Source organism: Sphingomonas gei (assembly GCF_004792685.1).
Lineage (GTDB): Bacteria > Pseudomonadota > Alphaproteobacteria > Sphingomonadales > Sphingomonadaceae > Sphingomonas > Sphingomonas gei.
Genome location: NZ_SRXT01000001.1, coordinates 840,924 through 858,049 on the forward strand (window position 1 = coordinate 840,924; position 17,126 = coordinate 858,049).

The 17,126-nt window shown below is 65.4% G+C and carries 14 protein-coding genes; 5 read left to right on the plus strand and 9 right to left on the minus strand.

What is annotated here, in order from left to right; genetic code table 11:
* Nucleotides 1–54 precede the first annotated feature (54 nt).
* From E5A73_RS03775 to E5A73_RS22050, 3 genes are all read right to left on the minus strand, one after another.
* Complete coding sequence (locus tag E5A73_RS03775) at nucleotides 55–1,158, minus strand: copper resistance protein B (RefSeq protein ID WP_135962418.1); 1,104 nt, start codon at nucleotides 1,156–1,158, stop codon at nucleotides 55–57.
* Nucleotides 1,155–2,870 carry a copper resistance system multicopper oxidase gene (locus E5A73_RS03780; RefSeq protein WP_135962419.1) on the minus strand — a complete coding sequence of 572 codons (1,716 nt, stop codon included), beginning with the start codon at nucleotides 2,868–2,870 and terminating at the stop codon, nucleotides 1,155–1,157. The genes E5A73_RS03775 and E5A73_RS03780 overlap by 4 nt, the downstream gene beginning before the upstream one ends.
* A 143-nt stretch (nucleotides 2,871–3,013) precedes the next feature.
* Nucleotides 3,014–3,358 carry a hypothetical protein gene (locus tag E5A73_RS22050; protein WP_206366367.1) on the minus strand — a complete coding sequence of 115 codons (345 nt, stop codon included), beginning with the start codon at nucleotides 3,356–3,358 and terminating at the stop codon, nucleotides 3,014–3,016.
* Between the two features lie 193 nt (nucleotides 3,359–3,551).
* Here E5A73_RS22050 and E5A73_RS22055 point away from each other — a divergent pair, with 193 nt between their 5' ends.
* Nucleotides 3,552–3,794 (plus strand): hypothetical protein, encoded by a 243-nt coding sequence (locus E5A73_RS22055; RefSeq protein WP_240699996.1) that lies wholly within the window; start codon nucleotides 3,552–3,554, stop codon nucleotides 3,792–3,794.
* Nucleotides 3,795–3,900: 106 nt separating this feature from the next.
* Nucleotides 3,901–4,305 carry a Cu(I)-responsive transcriptional regulator gene (gene cueR, locus E5A73_RS03790; RefSeq protein WP_135962420.1) on the plus strand — a complete coding sequence of 135 codons (405 nt, stop codon included), beginning with the start codon at nucleotides 3,901–3,903 and terminating at the stop codon, nucleotides 4,303–4,305.
* A 26-nt stretch (nucleotides 4,306–4,331) separates the two neighbouring features.
* On the opposite strand, the gene E5A73_RS03795 is transcribed toward cueR, so the two are convergent.
* From E5A73_RS03795 to E5A73_RS03820, 6 genes are all read right to left on the minus strand, one after another.
* A complete protein-coding gene (locus E5A73_RS03795; protein WP_240699997.1) occupies nucleotides 4,332–7,214 on the minus strand; it encodes a TonB-dependent receptor domain-containing protein in 2,883 nt (960 codons plus the stop codon).
* A gap of 417 nt (nucleotides 7,215–7,631) precedes the next feature.
* Nucleotides 7,632–9,140 carry a glycoside hydrolase family 27 protein gene (locus tag E5A73_RS03800; protein WP_240699998.1) on the minus strand — a complete coding sequence of 503 codons (1,509 nt, stop codon included), beginning with the start codon at nucleotides 9,138–9,140 and terminating at the stop codon, nucleotides 7,632–7,634.
* Nucleotides 9,141–9,190: 50 nt separating this feature from the next.
* Nucleotides 9,191–10,606: an amino acid permease gene (locus E5A73_RS03805; RefSeq protein WP_135962422.1), complete on the minus strand. Its 1,416-nt coding sequence runs from the start codon at nucleotides 10,604–10,606 to the stop codon at nucleotides 9,191–9,193.
* A 24-nt stretch (nucleotides 10,607–10,630) separates the two neighbouring features.
* Nucleotides 10,631–11,281 carry a GntR family transcriptional regulator gene (locus E5A73_RS03810; protein WP_135962423.1) on the minus strand — a complete coding sequence of 217 codons (651 nt, stop codon included), beginning with the start codon at nucleotides 11,279–11,281 and terminating at the stop codon, nucleotides 10,631–10,633.
* Between the two features lie 58 nt (nucleotides 11,282–11,339).
* A complete protein-coding gene (locus E5A73_RS03815) occupies nucleotides 11,340–12,338 on the minus strand; it encodes a 4-hydroxyproline epimerase (RefSeq protein WP_135962424.1) in 999 nt (332 codons plus the stop codon).
* An 8-nt stretch (nucleotides 12,339–12,346) separates the two neighbouring features.
* A complete protein-coding gene (locus tag E5A73_RS03820) occupies nucleotides 12,347–13,261 on the minus strand; it encodes a dihydrodipicolinate synthase family protein (RefSeq protein ID WP_135962425.1) in 915 nt (304 codons plus the stop codon).
* A gap of 71 nt (nucleotides 13,262–13,332) precedes the next feature.
* Here E5A73_RS03820 and E5A73_RS03825 point away from each other — a divergent pair, with 71 nt between their 5' ends.
* The 3 genes from E5A73_RS03825 to E5A73_RS03835 are packed head-to-tail and all read left to right on the plus strand — an operon-like array spanning nucleotide 13,333 to nucleotide 16,609.
* Entirely contained in the window at nucleotides 13,333–14,562 is a 1,230-nt protein-coding gene (locus E5A73_RS03825; protein ID WP_135962426.1) for an NAD(P)/FAD-dependent oxidoreductase, read from the plus strand.
* Complete coding sequence (locus tag E5A73_RS03830; protein WP_135962427.1) at nucleotides 14,559–15,737, plus strand: M24 family metallopeptidase; 1,179 nt, start codon at nucleotides 14,559–14,561, stop codon at nucleotides 15,735–15,737. The genes E5A73_RS03825 and E5A73_RS03830 overlap by 4 nt, the downstream gene beginning before the upstream one ends.
* A complete protein-coding gene (locus E5A73_RS03835) occupies nucleotides 15,734–16,609 on the plus strand; it encodes a glycoside hydrolase (RefSeq protein ID WP_168355791.1) in 876 nt (291 codons plus the stop codon). The genes E5A73_RS03830 and E5A73_RS03835 overlap by 4 nt, the downstream gene beginning before the upstream one ends.
* The last annotated feature ends 517 nt before the right edge of the window (nucleotides 16,610–17,126 follow it).

The window sequence follows — 17,126 nt, forward strand, 5'->3', positions numbered from 1 at the left end:
GCATAGTGGTGGGGAAGCGCATGGCTCAAGCCGACTTTCTGGCGCACGGACCAATCAAAACCAGCTCCGGATCCCCGCGACGAAGCGCATCCCCCCGCTCCCCTCTCCCCGTCGGCGCGCATAGCCGGCCGTGTCGCCAAGCTTGCGATCCCACGAAACGCCCAGATAAGGCGCCAATTCGCGCGACCGTTCGTAACGAAGCCGCAATCCGAGCTCGATGTCCGACGCCCCGGCACCAATAGCGCTCGCCGGTACATCCTGTGCGGCGAGGTTCAGCTCCGCCCGCGGCTGGAGCACAAGATCCTGTGTTATCCGCTGGTCGTAATGGCCTTCGATACGCCCGAGCAGGTCACCCCTGGTCGACAGGAACAGCGCGCCTTCGAGTTCGAGCCAATAGGGTGCCACGCCCTCGACCCCGAGCGTGGCCCATGTCGAGCGTGGCCCCGGCCCGAGATCCTGCCGAACGCCCGCCCGCAGGTTCCAATAGGGATCAAGCGCGCGCCCATAGAGCGCCTGGACCTCCGCTTCGTCGACGCCGCCACGGAACGCGCCGCTGCCCTCGCTCCTCACGACGAATCGATCCTGGTCGCCGCCGATCCACGCCTCGCCGTCCCAGCGATAGCCGTCCGCCCCCGCTCCCGCCTGATATTCGAGGAGATTGAACAGGAGTTTCGAGTAAATCATGCCGCCATGCTCCCGGCGTAGGGCGCCTTCCGCCTCGGCCATCGCGCCGGCGCCCCAATAGCGATTGGCTGCGCGATCGCTTGCGGGAGCAGGCGGCGGCGCATTGCCCGGTGGCAGATCGGTGCCGGTCGGGATTCCTGCAGCCATTGCCGGCATTGCCGACAGGTCGTGGCCGGCATGCGGATCCGCGGCGTCGGCCGGCGCAGCGGATTGCGGCGCCGGTGCCTCGCCCCCGGGCATGTTGCCCATGTCGTGGCCGGCGTGCGGGTCGCGCGGAACGGGCGCCTGCTGCGCGTGCGCGCGGGGAGCCGGCTTGCTCGGCGCTCTGGGTTTCGGCGCCTTCGCTTTGACGGCCGGCTTGGGCGCCACTTTGGCCGGCATCTTCATGCCGGGCATATCGTGCATCGAATGGTCCTGCGCGGCCGCGGGAAGCGCCAGCGCGAGGGGCGCGAGCCCGAACAGCAAGGGCTTCATGCCGCCGCCCCGTCCAGCGGCCGCACCCGCACCACCTGCATCATCCCGGCATGCATGTGATAGAGCATGTGGCAGTGAAAGGCCCAGTCGCCGGGCACCGCCGTCACGTCCCAGCTGACCTTGCTTCCAGGCAGCACGTTCACCGTGTGCTTGCGCGGCGAATGATCGCCATGGCCCGTCACCAGCTCGAAGAAATGGCCGTGCAAGTGGATCGGATGCGACATCATCGTGTCGTTGATCAGCGTGACCCGCACGCGCTCGCCCGCGATGAACGGGATCGGATCCTTCACTTCGCTCAATTTCTCGCCGTCGAGCGACCACATATAGCGTTCCATGTTGCCGGTCAGATGGATCTGGAGTTCGCGCGCGGGCCCCCGCACATCGGGATTGCGCTCGCTCGCCACGAGGTCGCGATACGTCAGCACGCGGTGACCTGCATCCTCCAGCCCCTGGCCAGGCTCGCCGGTGCGGTCCGTCACCATCGGCGCGATCGTCTGGACGCCGGGCCCCATCCTCACCTGCGGGGCATTGGCGGGATCGCGCATGGCCATGTTCATGCCAACCCCTGCACCCATGTCGCCGTGATCCATGCCGGACATGTCCATCCCCATGTCCTTCATCGTCGCGATCGGCCGCTTGCGAAGCGGCGGGACTTCTGCCGCCATTCCCGGCCGCGGCGCGAGCGTGGCGCGCGCCATGCCCGAACGATCGACCGATTCGGCGATCAGCGAATATGCCCGGGCGTCGTGGGGAGTGACGATCACGTCATAAGTCTCGGCGATGGTGATCTGGAGTTCGTCGACGTCCACCGGCCGGACATTCTGGCCGTCGGCCTGGACCACCTGCATCGTCAGACCGGGGATGCGCAGGTTGAAGATCGTCATCGCCGAAGCGTTGATGATGCGGAGCCGGACGCGCTCGCCGCGCTGGAACAGCGCCGTCCAATTGTCGCCGGGGCCATGGCCGTTGACGAGATAGGTGTAGGTCGATCCGGTCACATCGGCGATGTCGGTCGGGTCCATGCGCATGCCGCCCCATTGCAAGCGTTGCTTGAGCGGCTGGTCCTCGCCTTGGAGCAAGCCGCCGAGAGTCTGGCGCCGGCGGTTGAAATAGCCGGCCTGCTTCTTGAGCTTGAGGAATATCTGGTGCGGGTGCAGCGGGCTGTGGTCGGACAGGACGATGACATGCTCGCGATCATAAGCGACCGGATCGTCATCGGCGGGATCGATCACGATCGGCCCGTAATGGCCCATCTGCTCCTGAAGTCCCGAGTGGCTATGGTACCAATAGGTGCCCGACTGCACGATCGGGAATTCGTAGGTGAAGGTCGATCTTGCCGGGATACCGGGGAAGGAGATTCCCGGCACCCCGTCCATCTGGAAAGGCAGGATCAGCCCGTGCCAATGGACCGACGTCTCCTCGTCCAAGTCGTTCACCACGTGCAGCCGCGCCTGCTGTCCCTCGCGAAGCCGGATGAGCGGCGCCGGCACGGTGCCGTTGATTCCGATGGCATGGCTGTGCCGGCCGTCGACCGTCATCCTCTGATGCGCCACCCGCAACGTGATGTCTTCGCCCGCCAGCGTGGGGAGCGTGCTCGCCAGCCCGGGCGACACGCGCTGCGCCCAGGCGGGCATCCAGCGTGCGAACGCAGCCGTGCCGCCGGCCAGCGCCGCGCCGCGTAACAGGCCGCGCCGGTCGATCATCGCATTCATCGAGCTGTTCCTTCGGTCCTGTGGCGTTGCCGCGACTTTGCGCAAGGCGAGCACGCCATGGGGTTTGACACAGTGTCAAGGTCAAGTGTCGCCAGCCGGGCTTGACCCTGACATGAACCTTATCCGTCGTGCGCTGAAGGATATCACGACAAGAATGCCGAAGCGCTGCAGGCGTTCGAACGGGTCGACACGCTCGTCATCGACAAGACCGGAACCCTGGCCCAGAACCGGCCGGGGCTGATCGACGTCGAGCACTGGGCAACGAGGCCGAATTGCTGGCGCTCGCCGCGGCGGTGGAAGCGCAGTCCGAGCACCCGCTGGCGCAGGCCGTGGTCGCCGGCGCCGAAGCCCGCGGCGTGGTGGTTCCGTGCGCTGAAGGCTTCGCATCGGTGCCGGCGCGGGGCGTCGGCCCGCGTGGACAGCCCCGCGGTCGCGATCGGCAATGCTGCGATGATGCGATCAGGCGCTGGCGTGATGCTGGTCGCCATGGATGGCGAACTAGCCGGGCTGCTGGCAGTCGCGGATCCGATCCGCGCCAATGCCCGTGAAGCAATCGCGCCACCGCCGAGGCCGTCGCCGCGGCGGTGGGCGGCTGGACGAAGTCCGCGCGGGGCCGAAGCCCGAGGACAAGGCCCGGATCATGCGCGAGCTCAGAGCGCGTCGCCATGGCCGGGGGACGGCGTGAACGACGCCCCGGCGTTCGCCTCGGTCGATGTAGGGATTGCGATGAGGACGGGAACCGACGTCGCGATCGAAAGCGCCGGAATGACACTCACCAAGGGTGATCTCTCGGCGATCGTACGGGCGCGCCGGCTGGCCCGCGCGACGATGCCCAACATCCGCCAGAACCTGTTCTTTTCGTTCGTCTTCAACGGGCTCGGCGTGGCCATCGCGGCGGGCGTGCTCTATCCGTTTCGGGCATGACCTTGTCGCCGATGATCGTCGGCGGGGCGATGGCGCTGTCCAGCTTCATCGTCGTCACCAATGCGCTACGCCTCATGCAGCAAAGCTCTGATAGGGGAACCGGGACATGAACATCGGTCAGGCCTCGAAGGCGAGTGGCGTTTCGCAGCGCATGATCCGCCACTATGAAAAGCTCGCGCTCATCCCGCCGCCGCCCCGCCGCAACAGCGGCTATCGCGACTATGCTGACGCCGATGTCCACCGGCTGCGCTTCATCGCGCGTTCCCGCGACCTCGGCTTTCCGATCGAGGAAATCCGCGAGTTGCTGTCCTTGTGGACCGATCGCCATCGCTCGAGCGCGGATGTGAAAGCACTCGCGCTGGCGCGTGCCGACGACCTCGGCCGCAAGGCGCGCGCGCTCGAGGAAATGCGGCGCACGCTCAGCGATCTCGCGGCAAGCTGCCACGGCGACGACCGACCCGATTGCCCGATCCTGGACCGGCTCGAAGGGGGTACAGACCGGCGCGGATGATGCGCCGGTCTGTACCTTTGTGTGCCTCAGAACTCGGCGTTCATCCCGATGAAGAATGTGCGCCCCGCTACATCGTACGTGCCCGGATAGGTGTTGCCGTTGCCGAAGCTGTACAGCAGCCCCTGCGCGATCGCCGGCGGATCCTTGTCGAGCAGATTGTTCACGCCGAGGCGGAAGCTGATATTCTGCTGGACCCTCGCAGTGAGCGCCAGATCGAAATAGCTGTATGCGGGCAGGCTGGCATTGAGGACATAAGCGGGCCCGGTGAGAAACGGGTCGTCGGTGTTGTTGGTCAGCTTGGTCGGCCCGATATAGCGCCAGTTGAGTGAGACTGAGGCGATATGCGCAGTATCCGACCAGCTGACGCGCGCCTGATGGCGCCATTCGGGGCTGGGCTGGCCGCAGGTCGGCCCGAACAGCCCAACACAGTCGTAGCTGCCGAGCCCTGGCAGCGGTTCATTGCGCAGTTCCTTGAGCCAGGTGCCGATGAAAGACGCGCTGAACCCGCCGAGCGAAGTGTCGAATGCGTAGTCAGCGCCGACATCGATGCCCGAGGTCTTGAGCGATCCCGTGTTCAGCGTGGTCGACACGACATAACCCTGCTCGCCGAACAGCACGCCGTTACGCGGATCGCGGTGGAACAGCGAGCAGAAGAACGGGTCGCCGGTCTCGATGCACTGGCTGATCGTCAGCGAGGCCGGGATCGACGAGATATAATCGCGGACCTTGATGTCGAAATAGTCGATCGATAGCGAGAAGCGCCGCAGGAAGCGCGGCGCGATTACGACGCCGGCAGTATAGGTGTCGGCCTGTTCGGGTCGGAGCGCTGGGTTGCCGCCGCCCTGCGCGACGCAGACTTCGCTCGGGCATTCGATGATGTGACCATATTGCGCCGCCGATACGCCGGTCGCTGCGCACTGTGCCGCGGTGGCGGTGGGTGTGGCACCGGCGCACGGATCCTGTGCCGAGATGTTGCCGAGGCCCTGTGCCGCGAACAGCTCGGAGATATTGGCGCCGCGGATCGCGCGGTTATAGCCGGCGCGGAAACGCACGTCGCGGATCGGCGCCCAGGCGACCTCGCCCTTATAGGTTGATACCCCGCCGGCGGGGGTGCTGTACTTCGAATAGCGATAGCCGCCGGTTACCGAGAATTCCTCGGCGAATGGCCGATCGGCGAGGATCGGCACGCGGATTTCGGTGAACAGATCAGTGACGTTGAACTTGCCTCGGCTTTCGAGCGTGCCCTTCTGTCGGGCGAGCGCGTCGGCATGGAACACCAGGCTTTCGCGACGATGCTCGACCCCGAACACCGCCGCCACGCCCTGATCCGCCCAAGGGCTCTTGACGCCATAGCTGGTCAGGTCGGCGGTGACCGTACCGCTGAGTACCGTCTCCTTGTCCATGCCGCGGGTGAAGGTTGGCGAATAGATATAGTCGAGCGATTCGGCGGAGAGCCCGGCATATTGGAACACGTTCAGTGGCACGCACGCCTTGTCGGTATTGTCTATCACCGACTTGCAGGTGGGCACCCCCCCTACATTGATTACTTGGAGGCCGCGATTGGCGCGCACCGGATCGATGTCATTCTGGTAGTTCTCATTGAAAAGCACCCGCGAGAACAGCCCGTTCAAGTCGTAGCTGATCCCCTGCGCGATCTCACCGCGGATGCCGCCGGTCACGCGGAAATCTGTGTGGCGCAGGTCGTCACGGCGCGGTCGCGCCGGCGCCGCCACCGGGCGGTAGCCAATGAACAGATCCTGCGACGCGGCGGTGCCGTATGCGCCCCCGCACAATAATTGGCCCTGCTGCGCGCCGAGCAGCGGATTGTCGCAATTGACGGTGAAGGTCGAGCCCTGGAACAAGGCGGAGGGAGCGACCTGCGAATTAGTGCGGTCGTCCATGAACATAAAGCTGGCGTACAATTCCGCCGCGGGGGCCACTTCGAAGCGTGCGAACGCACCTGCGGTGTAGCGTTTGTCGTTGCGCTGGAAGTAGACCAAAGGCGCGTAATTGTAGCGGAAGCTGCTGTTATAGGGCACCCAAGTCTTGGCGCCATCGCGGGTGTTGTTGAACGCGACGCCGGCATTCGGACCGGTCAGCGGCTGGAACAGTCCGAATTCGTTGTTCGACGAGCCGCCGCAGGTGAAGGCAGTGTTCGGTGCCGCCGGAGGGGGCGCCGGATCCAGCGCGCAGGCAGATACGTCGCGGTCGGCCTGGCGGATCGGCTGGACCTCGCGATAGCCGAAATAGGCCATGATGTTGCCGCGCCCGTCGGCAAAGCTTTTGCCCACCGCGATATTCGCATCAAAGCGCTGCCCGTCTATCGGCGAGGACAATGCATTCTGGTAGCCGCTGGCGGCGACGAGACTGCGGCGCGCGGCATCGTCGTTGTGATGGTTAGAGAAACCGTATTGGACGTCGGCGAGCACGCCGTTGAGGTCCTTGCGCAGCACGAAGTTGACTACGCCTGAAATCGCGTCCGAACCGTAGACCGCTGAGGCACCGCCGGTGACCACATCGACGCGCTCGACGAGGAACGACGGCACGAAGTTCACATCATTGGCCTGAACCGGCAGCAGGCGCTGCCCGTTCAGCAGGATCAGGTTCCGATTGCTGCCGAGGTTGCGCAAATTGAGCCGCGCGGTGCCGTCGGACCCGTTCGAGACATTCTCGTTCGCGTCGGGGGTGATCTGGGGCAGCCGGTTGAGCACATTCTCGATGTTGGTCGCGCCCTGAAGCCGGATCTCCGCCGAGTCGATCGCGGTGATCGGGCTGTTGCTGACGAGCCCGGGCTGCTGGATCCGCGTGCCCGTCACCGTGACTTCGGTATCGGGTTCCTGCGAAGCAGCGTCTTCCGGAACCGACTGGGCGGCTACCGGTGAGGCGGCGGCGACGAGCGCCGTAGCCAAAGCACTTCCTACGAGCAACGCACGCTGATTCCTCATTTGCCGTCCCTTTCCGATATTTGATATCGTGTACGGTATACAATGTCAGTGAATGGGACGGTTTGCAACGAGATTGTAACGGGTGCGGTTTAGACGCCCAGAGCCGCCCTGAAGCGCGGGCATCTCGGGTCGAAAATCATCGCATCAGTCGATTGAAAGCGTCTCTCGGTCCGTCGCCCGTTGCCACAGCCGCTGGCGTCGAGGGCGTCATTCCGGCACGACGGCGCCGACTCCAATTTCGGCACCTATGACGCACGTTGCCGGGTGGGAGGTCCGTATTCAGGCACGGATGACCAGACCAGCGCCCGATTCCGCTTCCGCTTCTAGGTCTGGCTGGTTTCCACACTTGACGGGTCGCGCGAGCGGCCCACCATCTTTTGCCTATTTGCCCTCGACGCGCAGCATCACTGCGCCGTGTGACGGGACATCGAACGTCAGCGCATCGGCGGCGACCGATTGCCCGCGCCAGAGATCGCGCGCAGCGGTGATCGCGGCAAATCCGGCATCCGCCGCCCGCGCATCCATCTTCGCGCTCGCATCGCCGCGATTGAACAGCGCCAGCGCTACCGAACCGTCGGCGAGCGGCTTGGACCAGATCTCGAGCGCGCCTTCCTCGCGCACTGCCTTGCCCTGCACGCCCTTCGCGTCCTGGTCCACCGCGATCACATCGCGGTTTTCGAGCAGGCGCAGCATGGCCGGCGAAGTCTCGCGCAGATCATGCCCCATCAGCAGCGGCGCGGCAGACATCGCCCACAACGTCATGTGCGTGGCATATTCCACGTCGGACATCCCGCCATTGCCCACTTCGAGCATGTCGGGATCGTTGAAGCCGTTAGGCCCGGCGTGGCCGGGTTTGCCATTCTTGTCGAAGCCGATCCGCGCCATAGTCGCGTAATCGTCGGTAATGTCGCCAGTGGTGCGCCAGAGGTGTGCGCCAACCTGCCGTCCCCAGCTGCCGACGTCGAACCGGCCATATTCGCACAGCGAGTAGAGAAAGGGTCGGCCGGTCGCCTTCAGCGCCGCGCCCATCTCGGCATAGCTGCGCTTAACCGTATCGGCATCGGCGTAGAAATATTCGCCCGAGCACAGATCGTATTTGAGATAGTCCACGCCCCAATCGGCAAAGGTCTGCGCATCTTGTTGGACATGGCCGTAGCTCCCTTCGAAGCCGGCGCAGGTGCGTGGCCCCTGCGAGCTGTAGATGCCCAGCTTGAGCCCCTTGGCGTGCACATAGTCGGCCAGCGCCTTCATGTCGGGGAAGTTGGCGTTCGGACGAATGCCGCCATCGGGGCCGCGCGTCCCCTGCCAACCGTCGTCGATGTTGACATGGACATAGCCCGCATCGCGCAGTCCGCTGGAGACCATCGCGTCGGCCATCGCGCGGATCGTCCTGTCGTCGATCTTCTCGGCGAACTTGTTCCAGCTGCTCCAGCCCATGGGCGGCGTGGGCGCGAGCGGCACCTGCTCGACCGCCTTCCAGTCCGGAAGCGTCTGGAAGCGGAAGGCGCGCGCCTCGGCGTCGCGGACCGTGCCGCGATGGCCGCCGGCGTGGATCTTCGATTCCCACAATTGCCCTTCGAGGCGCACGCCCTTCGTGGTCCGACGCACGACCCAGGTGCGAGTGGGATTCGCCCGGTCGTTGAGGTTGCGTACGTCGAAGGTGAGCACGCCCTTGTCGAGCCGGGCATTCTGCATCGTCACCGGGCCGTACCACTGTGTGGTCACCGCGCCGGTGATGCGGCCTCCGTCGCTGGCGACCTGCAGCATGGTGACGCCCGGACTGGGCCCGGCATCGTCGAACAGCCAGACGCCGTCGAAGCGCGTCTGCGCGAACGCCGCGGACGGGGTCAGCGATGTGGCGAGTGCAAGCGCGGTCAGCAGGTGTCGCACGGGGGCCACTCCTTGGTCGGTGGATGGGTACTGAAACTCGAAAACTCAGGTCACGCGGGCAGCGCCTGTCGCTTCACTTCGCTGTGGCGCCAGCCATAAGCGAAATAAACTGCCAGCCCGATCGCATTCCATACGAGGAAGCGCAGGATCGTCGCGCTTGGCAGGCTGAACAGCAAATAGAGGCACCCCAGGATCGCGAGCGTCCCGACCACATAAGGCGCGGGGCAACGGAACAGCCGCGGCGCATCGGGCGCGCGCCGGCGCAGCACCATCAGGCAGGCACCGACCGCGATGAACGCCAGCAAGGTCCCGGCATTGGCGAGCTCGGCGATCTCGTCGAGCCGGAAGAACCCGGCGACCGCGGCGATGACGATCCCGGTGATCAGCGTGATCCGCGTCGGCGCACCGGTGCGCGGACTCACCTTGGCGAGGCTGCGCGGCAAAAGCCCGTCACGCGCCATCACGAAGAAGATCCGGCTCTGACCATACATCATGACGAGGATCACCGACGGAAGCGCAATCACTGCGGCCAAAGCGATCAGATGCCCCGCCCCCGGCTGGCCGAGCGAGCGAAGCACCAGCGCGAGGGGCTCGGCCGAATTGGCGAGCTGCTGATACGGCAGCGCGCCCACTGCGGCCACGGCGACCGCCATGTAGATGATCGTGCAGACCAGCATCGAACCGACGATTCCGATGGTCAGGTCACGGCCCGGGCGCTTGGCCTCTTCGGCCGAGGTGGCGACTGCGTCGAACCCGTAAAAGGCGAAGAACACGATCGCGGCGGCGGCCATCACTCCGCGCTTCTCGCCACCAACCTCGGTCGAGCCGAAGCCATAGGGCATGAAGGGTTCGAGATTGCTGCCGTCGAACGCAGGCAGCGCGAAAGCGACGAACACGCCCAGCGCGACCAGCTTGATGATGACGAGGACGATATTCAGCGTCGCGCTCTCGCGCGTGCCGGCGATGAGCATCCCCATCACCCCGAGCGCAACGACCACTGCGGGCAGGTTGATGATCCCACCGCCATGCGGGCCCGCGAGAAGCTCGACCGGCAGATGCACGCCCGCGGCGTTCAGCCAGCCGACCAGATAGCCCGACCAGCCGACCGCGACGGTCGAGCAGGCGAGCGAATATTCGAGCACTAGGCTCCAGCCGACTACCCAGGCGACCTTCTCGCCCAGCGCCGCATAGCTGAAGGTATAGGCGCTTCCTGCCGCCGGGATCATCGTAGCCAGCTCGGCATAAGCGAGCGCCGCGCAGGCGCAGACCGCACCGGCGATCGCGAAGGCAAGGATCACTGCCGGCCCTGCCCGCTCGGCGCCGACCCCGGTCAGCGTGTAGATGCCGGTCCCGACGATCGCGCCGACCCCCAGCGCGATCAGGTGCGGCCAGCTGAGCGTCTTGGCGAGTGCATGGCCCTCCGCGTGCTTCGTGACCGAATCGAGCGACTTACGCGGACCGAACATGCAGCTTCCCCCTTATTGTTCTGACTAGGCCGTCGACTCGAATTGCTGGCGCAGATCGTCGAGCGTGCCCTGAAGATGCTCGGTGAGCAGCGCGGTGAGCTTGGTGCCATCGCGCGCCAGCCATGCGTCGATCAGGTCCTGATGCTCGGTATGCGCCCGCGACTCGCGCCCGGCAGGCTGGAGATGCGCGACCACATAGCGTTCGGCGAGAATCGACAGCCGCTCGACCAATTGGGTGGTCAGCAACCGCCCACCGGGACGCACCAATGCGGTGTGAAAATCGCGATTGCGCACGGCGACTTCGGCGAGGTTGCTCGTCGCCGCGCCGTCCAGCTTGTGAAATGCTTCGATCGCTGCGGCATGATCGGCTTCCGTCGCGCGTTCGGCGGCATAGACTGCCGCAGGCGGCTCGATGGCGAGACGCAGGACATAGATTTCGTCGACCTGCTGCGCCGACATCGGCTGGACGAAATAGCCGCGATTGGCGTGGCTGGTCAGCAGGCCTTCCTGCTCGAGCCGGGCCAGTGCCTCCCGCAACGGAATCTTGCTCACGCCGAGTTCGGTCGCCAGCGCATCTTGGCGGATCGGCAGATTATTGGGCAATTGTCCGGTCACGATCTGCTCGCGCACGATTTCAAATACACGCTCGGCAAGCGTACGTACGACGATGCTCATGGCCGCTTCTCCCTATGGAAACGCCCGTGTTCGAATGAAATGCGCGAAATCGGAAGCATTATTTGACCTGAAACCCTTCCCAGAACGAGTCCGCGCGATCGATCCAGATCGTGTTGAACCCCGTTGCGATCGCCGATCCCTCCACTGAGGGAACGATCGCCGGCTGGTCGCCAAGGCGGGTTTCGGCCTCGACGCGGCCGATGAAGCGGCTGCCGATATAGCTCTCGTGGACGAAGCGCTCGCCGACCGCCAGCTTCCCCGCCGCCGCGAGGTGCGCGAGGCGGGCGGAGGTCCCGGTGCCGCAGGGACTGCGATCGATCGCCTTGTCGCCGTAGAACACGGCGTTGCGCCCGTCTGCCCCGCCCCCGCGCGGATTGTCGGCCCACAGGATATGGCTGACTCCGCGAATGGTGGGGTCGAGCGGGTGTACCGGCTCGAACTTCACGCAAACCGCGTCGCGTATGCGTCCGCTGAGATCGATCAGCCGCGACGCGCCGAGATCGTCGAGCCCGGTATAGCCGCCCTGCGGCTCGATGATCGCGTAGTAATTGCCGCCATAGGCGACATCGATCGATAGCGGGCCGATGCCCTCGACATCCACCTGGATCCCGCGCGCCGCGACATAGGCCGGCACGTTGGTGATGCGCACCGCGGTGATCTTGTCGCCCTCGCGCGTATAAACAACGTCGATTACGCCCGCCGGGACTTCGATCCGCAGCTTGCCCGGGTCCGCTGGCTGGATCAGGCCGTGCTCGAGCCCGAAGGTGACGATGCCGATCGTGCCATGGCCGCACATCGGCAGGCAGCCCGAAGTTTCGATGAACAGGATTCCCACATCCGCATCGGGCTGGGTCGGCGGATAGAGAAACCCGCCCGACATCATGTCGTGCCCGCGCGGCTCGAAGCACAGCCCGGTGCGGATCCAGTCGAAGCGCGCGAGAAAATCCTGCCGCCTCTCGGACATCGACGCGCCCTTGAGCAACGGTGCACCGCCGGCTACCAGCCGGACCGGATTGCCGGCGGTGTGGCCGTCGATGCAGAAGAAAGTGTGCCGCATCTTGCGCGTTAGGCGGCCTGGGCGACGGTCAGGCTGGGCCGCGTCGCCGCCGCCTTCTCGACCATGGCGATCACTTCGGCGCGGCGCGCGCCTTCGAGCGGATATCGCGGCGGCAGCACCCGCTCGGAGCCGCGCCCCATCACTTGCTCGGCGAGCTTGATCGACTGGACGAGGTCATGCTCGGCATCGAGATGGAGCAAGGGCATGAACCAGCGATAGATTTCGAGCGCCTTGGCGAAATCGCCGCGCTCAAACGCTGCGACGAGCTCGACCGATTCCTTGGGAAAGGCGTTGGTTAGACCGGAGACCCAGCCCTGCGCACCGAGGAAGAGCCCCTCCAGCGCGACATCGTCGAGGCCGGCGAACAGCACGTAACGATCGCCGAAGTCGTTGCGGAAATCGGTGAAGCGCCGCGTGTCCGGCGCCGATTCCTTGACCGCGACGATGTTCTGCACCGGCCTGAGCGCTTCGAGCACTTCGTTGTCGATCACCGAACGATAGGCCGGCGGATTGTTGTAGAGCATGATCGGCAGCCCCGTCCTGTCGGCAACACCCTTGAAATGCGCCACCATCTCGTGCGGCTTGGGCACATAGACCATCGGCGGCAGCAGCATCAGGCCATCGGCGCCGGCCTTTTCGGCGGCTTGGGCATAGCTGACAGCGCGGCGCGTGTCGTATTCGGAGACCCCGGTGATCACCGGGACCCGGCCATTCACCACCTCGACGATTGCGGTAAGCACGCTGACCTTCTCGTCATGCTCGAGCGAATTGTTCTCGCCCACCGTGCCGATCGCGATAACCCCAGTGACGCCGTCACGAATCAAATCGTCCACAACGCGTTGGGTATCGGCCAGGTCGATCGACAGATCCTCCCTCAGCTGAGTCGTCACTGCAGGAAAAACGCCCTTCCAACCGATCGTCATTTCATACCCCGTTCTTGAAGTCGAATAACGTATACGATACTGATTTTTGCGTTGCAATAGAGGATAAGCGGTTGAGCCGAGTAACGATCCTAGGCGGCGGCGTGATCGGGCTGAGCTGCGCGTCAGCGCTGTTGCGAGCCGGGCATACGGTCACGGTGCTTGAACCCAGCACGGCTCGGGACGCGGCATCATGGGGAAATGCCGGGCATATCGCGACCGAACAAGTGGCGCCGCTGGCGTCGATGGCAAGCCTGCGGTCGGCGTGGGGCCGGCGCTTCGCCGCGGGCGGCGCGCTCGATTTGCCGATCCGTGAAGTGCGCGCCTGGCTGCCGTTCGCATTGCGCTTCCTCGCCGCGGCGCGGCCCGATCGCTTCCAGCTCGGCAGAGATGCGCTGCGCGCGCTTCTGGCCAAGGCACTTCCCGCGTGGCAGCGTGCGCCTTGGGCGCCGGACTTGTTGAAGACGGCAGGGCATTTCCTAGTGTGGGGAGACTCGGCCAAGGCAGCAACCGGCAAGATCGCCTGGCAGACTGCCGACATCGGCACCGCGTGCGTCCACAACGCTGCGCCGCAAGACCTTGATCGGATCCGCGGAGTGACCCGCGCTCCGATCGCGGCGGCGTTGCGCTTCGGGGGGACTGGCCAGATCACCGATCTCAACCTGCTCGCTGCCGCGCTCGAGCGAGACATCGTCAAACGCGGGGGCCAAATCCTGCGTCAGGCCGGCACGCTGACCACGGACCGAGGCACGGCGCAGGTCCCCGGGCACGACGCCGATCTGGTACTCGTTACCGCGGGCGTGCAAAGCAAATCGATGGTCGAGCGCGCCGGCCACCGCGCGCCGATCATCGCCGAGCGCGGCTATCATATCCGCGCCGCTGCAGACGAATGGCCCGCCGACCTGCCGCCGATCGTGTTCGAAGACCGATCGATGATCGTCACCCGCTATGCCGACACGGTGCAGGCCGCGAGCTTCGTCGAGCTTGCCCGACCCGATGCGCCGCCCGACCCGCGCAAATGGGAACGGCTCGAACGCCATGTCGCCGAGCTCGGCCTGCCGATGCGGCCGCCGTTCACGCGGTGGATGGGCGCGCGCCCTACCCTCCCCGATTATCTGCCGGCGATCGGCCGCTCGCGCCGCGCGACCAACCTGCTCTACGCCTTCGGACACCAGCATCTCGGCCTCACGCTCGCGCCGATCACTGCCGAGCTGGTGACCGCGCTGGCAGAAGGCTCCACGCCCAATATCGATCTCACGCCGTTCGACCTCGAACGATTCGGCGGACAAGGAGGATTCGCATGACAATCGGCGGCTCGACCATCGCAGCGGAACTGGCTGCGCTGGCCCCATGGCACTCCCCCGAGCCCCCGATCGGCAAGGGCGAGCGCAATGCCCGGCTGGCGCGCGCCCGCGAACGGCTGGCGGCGACCGGCGCCGACGCCTTGCTGGTCAACGCCGGGCCGAGCCTGCGCTATTTCACCGGCATTTCGTGGTCGCCGACCGAGCGGCTGGTCGCGATGCTGCTCCCGGTAAGTGGCAAGCCGTGGATCGTCTGCCCCGCCTTCGAGCGCGGTTCGCTCGAAGCCGAGCTGGCGATCGACGCCGAGCTATTGCTGTGGGAGGAGGATGAGAGCCCGCTTGCGCTGATCGCCGACAGCCTCGCGGCGAACGCCGTGCTCGCGCTCGATCCGCTGCTGCCGTTCCATTGGTCCGAGCCGCTGCGCGCCTCGTTCCGGGCGGTCTCCGGCGCGCTGGTCATCGACGGACTACGCATGGTCAAATCGCCGGCCGAACTCGCGTTGATGCGGCAGGCCAAGCAGATGACGCTCGAAGTCCATCGCCGCGCCGCGCGCATCCTCGCCCCCGGCATCTGCGCGAGCACGGTCAAGCGCTTCATCGACGATGCTCACCGCGCGCTGGGAGCTGGCGGTTCTAGCTTCTGCGCAGTCCAGTTCGGAACCGCGACGGCCTATCCGCACGGCCTGCCGGTCGACCAGCATCTCGAGGAAGGTCAGCTCGTACTGATCGACACCGGATGTACCGTCGACGGCTATCATTCGGACATCACTCGAACCTATGCGTTCGGCTGCGTCGAGGACGACATCCGCGCAATCTGGGACCTGGAGAAGGAAGCCCAAACCGCCGCCTTCGATGCAGTGCAACCCGGCGTTCCATGCGAGAACGTCGACGCCGCCGCGCGCCGCGTGCTCGAACGCGCCGGCCTCGGCCCGGACTATCGCCTCCCCGGCCTGCCCCACCGGACCGGGCACGGCATCGGGCTCGCCATCCACGAGCCCGCTTATCTCGTTCGTGGGGATCGCACCCCACTGGCGCCCGGCATGTGCTTCTCGAACGAGCCGATGATCGTCGTGCCCGAGCGTTACGGCATCCGGTTGGAGGACCATATGTACGTCACCGAGACCGGTGCCGCATGGTTCACCGAGCCCCAGCATTCGCTCGACCGGCCCTTCGCATGAGGTGCGCTTTTCTGTCGCTGGCCGCGGCCACCGCGCTCAGTGCCTGCGCCGGCAAGCCCGCGCCGGTCGGCCCACCGCCGACGGCGCTCAAGCTCGACTCCTTCTACGTCAAATCGACCGACGCGAACGGCATTCCGATCTCTTCGTCACTGGCAGTGCCCGACGAGGCGCTGCGGAGCGCCCGGCGCATGATGGTGGCGATGCTCGCGCGCCGTGCCGACATCGCCCGCGAGTTGGTGCGCGCCGGGCAACGGGTGATGGTGATGGGCGTGGACGAGCAGACGCTCGACGTGCCCGAGCAGCGCGACTGGAAGAAGCCGGCGATCGACGATCCGCGGCTCACCCGCTGCGAGCGCAAGCACTATGACGAGCGGATCGGCCGCCTCACCGACGCCGAATATTGGGGTCGCCGCGCCCGCGGCATGGGCGGGCTGCTGACCAGCGCCGCCACCGAGAACCTCCTCGCGATTCCCGGGACCAAATATTATGGCGAGACGATCCTGGTCCACGAATTCTCGCATGCGATCCTCTACGCGGTGCAGGCGGTCGATCCGGCGCTCTACACGCGGGTCGAACGGGCCTATGCGGCCGCGCAGGACAAAGAGCTGTGGACCGGCGAATATGGCGCAACCACGGTCCAGGAATATTGGGCAGAGGGCACCCAATTCTGGTTCAATTCGAACAAGCTCGCGGTGATCGACGGGGTCCGTATCCTGTCCGACAAGGATCTTGCGCGGCGCGACCCCGCGCTCGCGGCAGTGCTCCGCGCGGTCTATGGCGAACGACACCGGCTACCGGGGGATCCCTTCTACAAGCACCCGGCACGCGTGCCTGCAGGCCCGATCCCGACGAGCACCGCAGAGGTCTGCTGAAATAGGAAAGCCCCTCCCATTTCGGGGGGACGGAGTGCGGTCTGTACGCGGGCGAGTCTCGGCAGAGAATACTCGCCTGGCGTCACTAGCCCGCTGCTATGGAGAGGTCATCGCGGTTAATTGGACTAACGCTCCACGCCTGATAGGCGACCCTCAATGGGGGCAGGAATGTCAAAGAGCCAGCGAACTAGCTAGTTAAGTATATAGGCCCAAAGAAATTCCCACGCCGAGCCTCGGTTCCAAGTCGCCGTCGATCCCGTCCTTGTAATGTAGGATTTCATCTGCTTGCCTCAGGCGGTCGGCCCTGCCGCCCGCTCTTTGACATTGTCGGATCGATCCACGGCGTCGAGTCAACGGATCGAGTCAACCGCATGACGCCCGTGCGGCGCATGACAAGAGCGTCGGTGTCGCGTCGCAGCGCGAAGAACCGGACCGAGTCAACTTCGCCACAATTTTTATCTATATATCATAGATACTTATAAGATATCACCGCCCACAAAAAACGCCAACCGAGTCA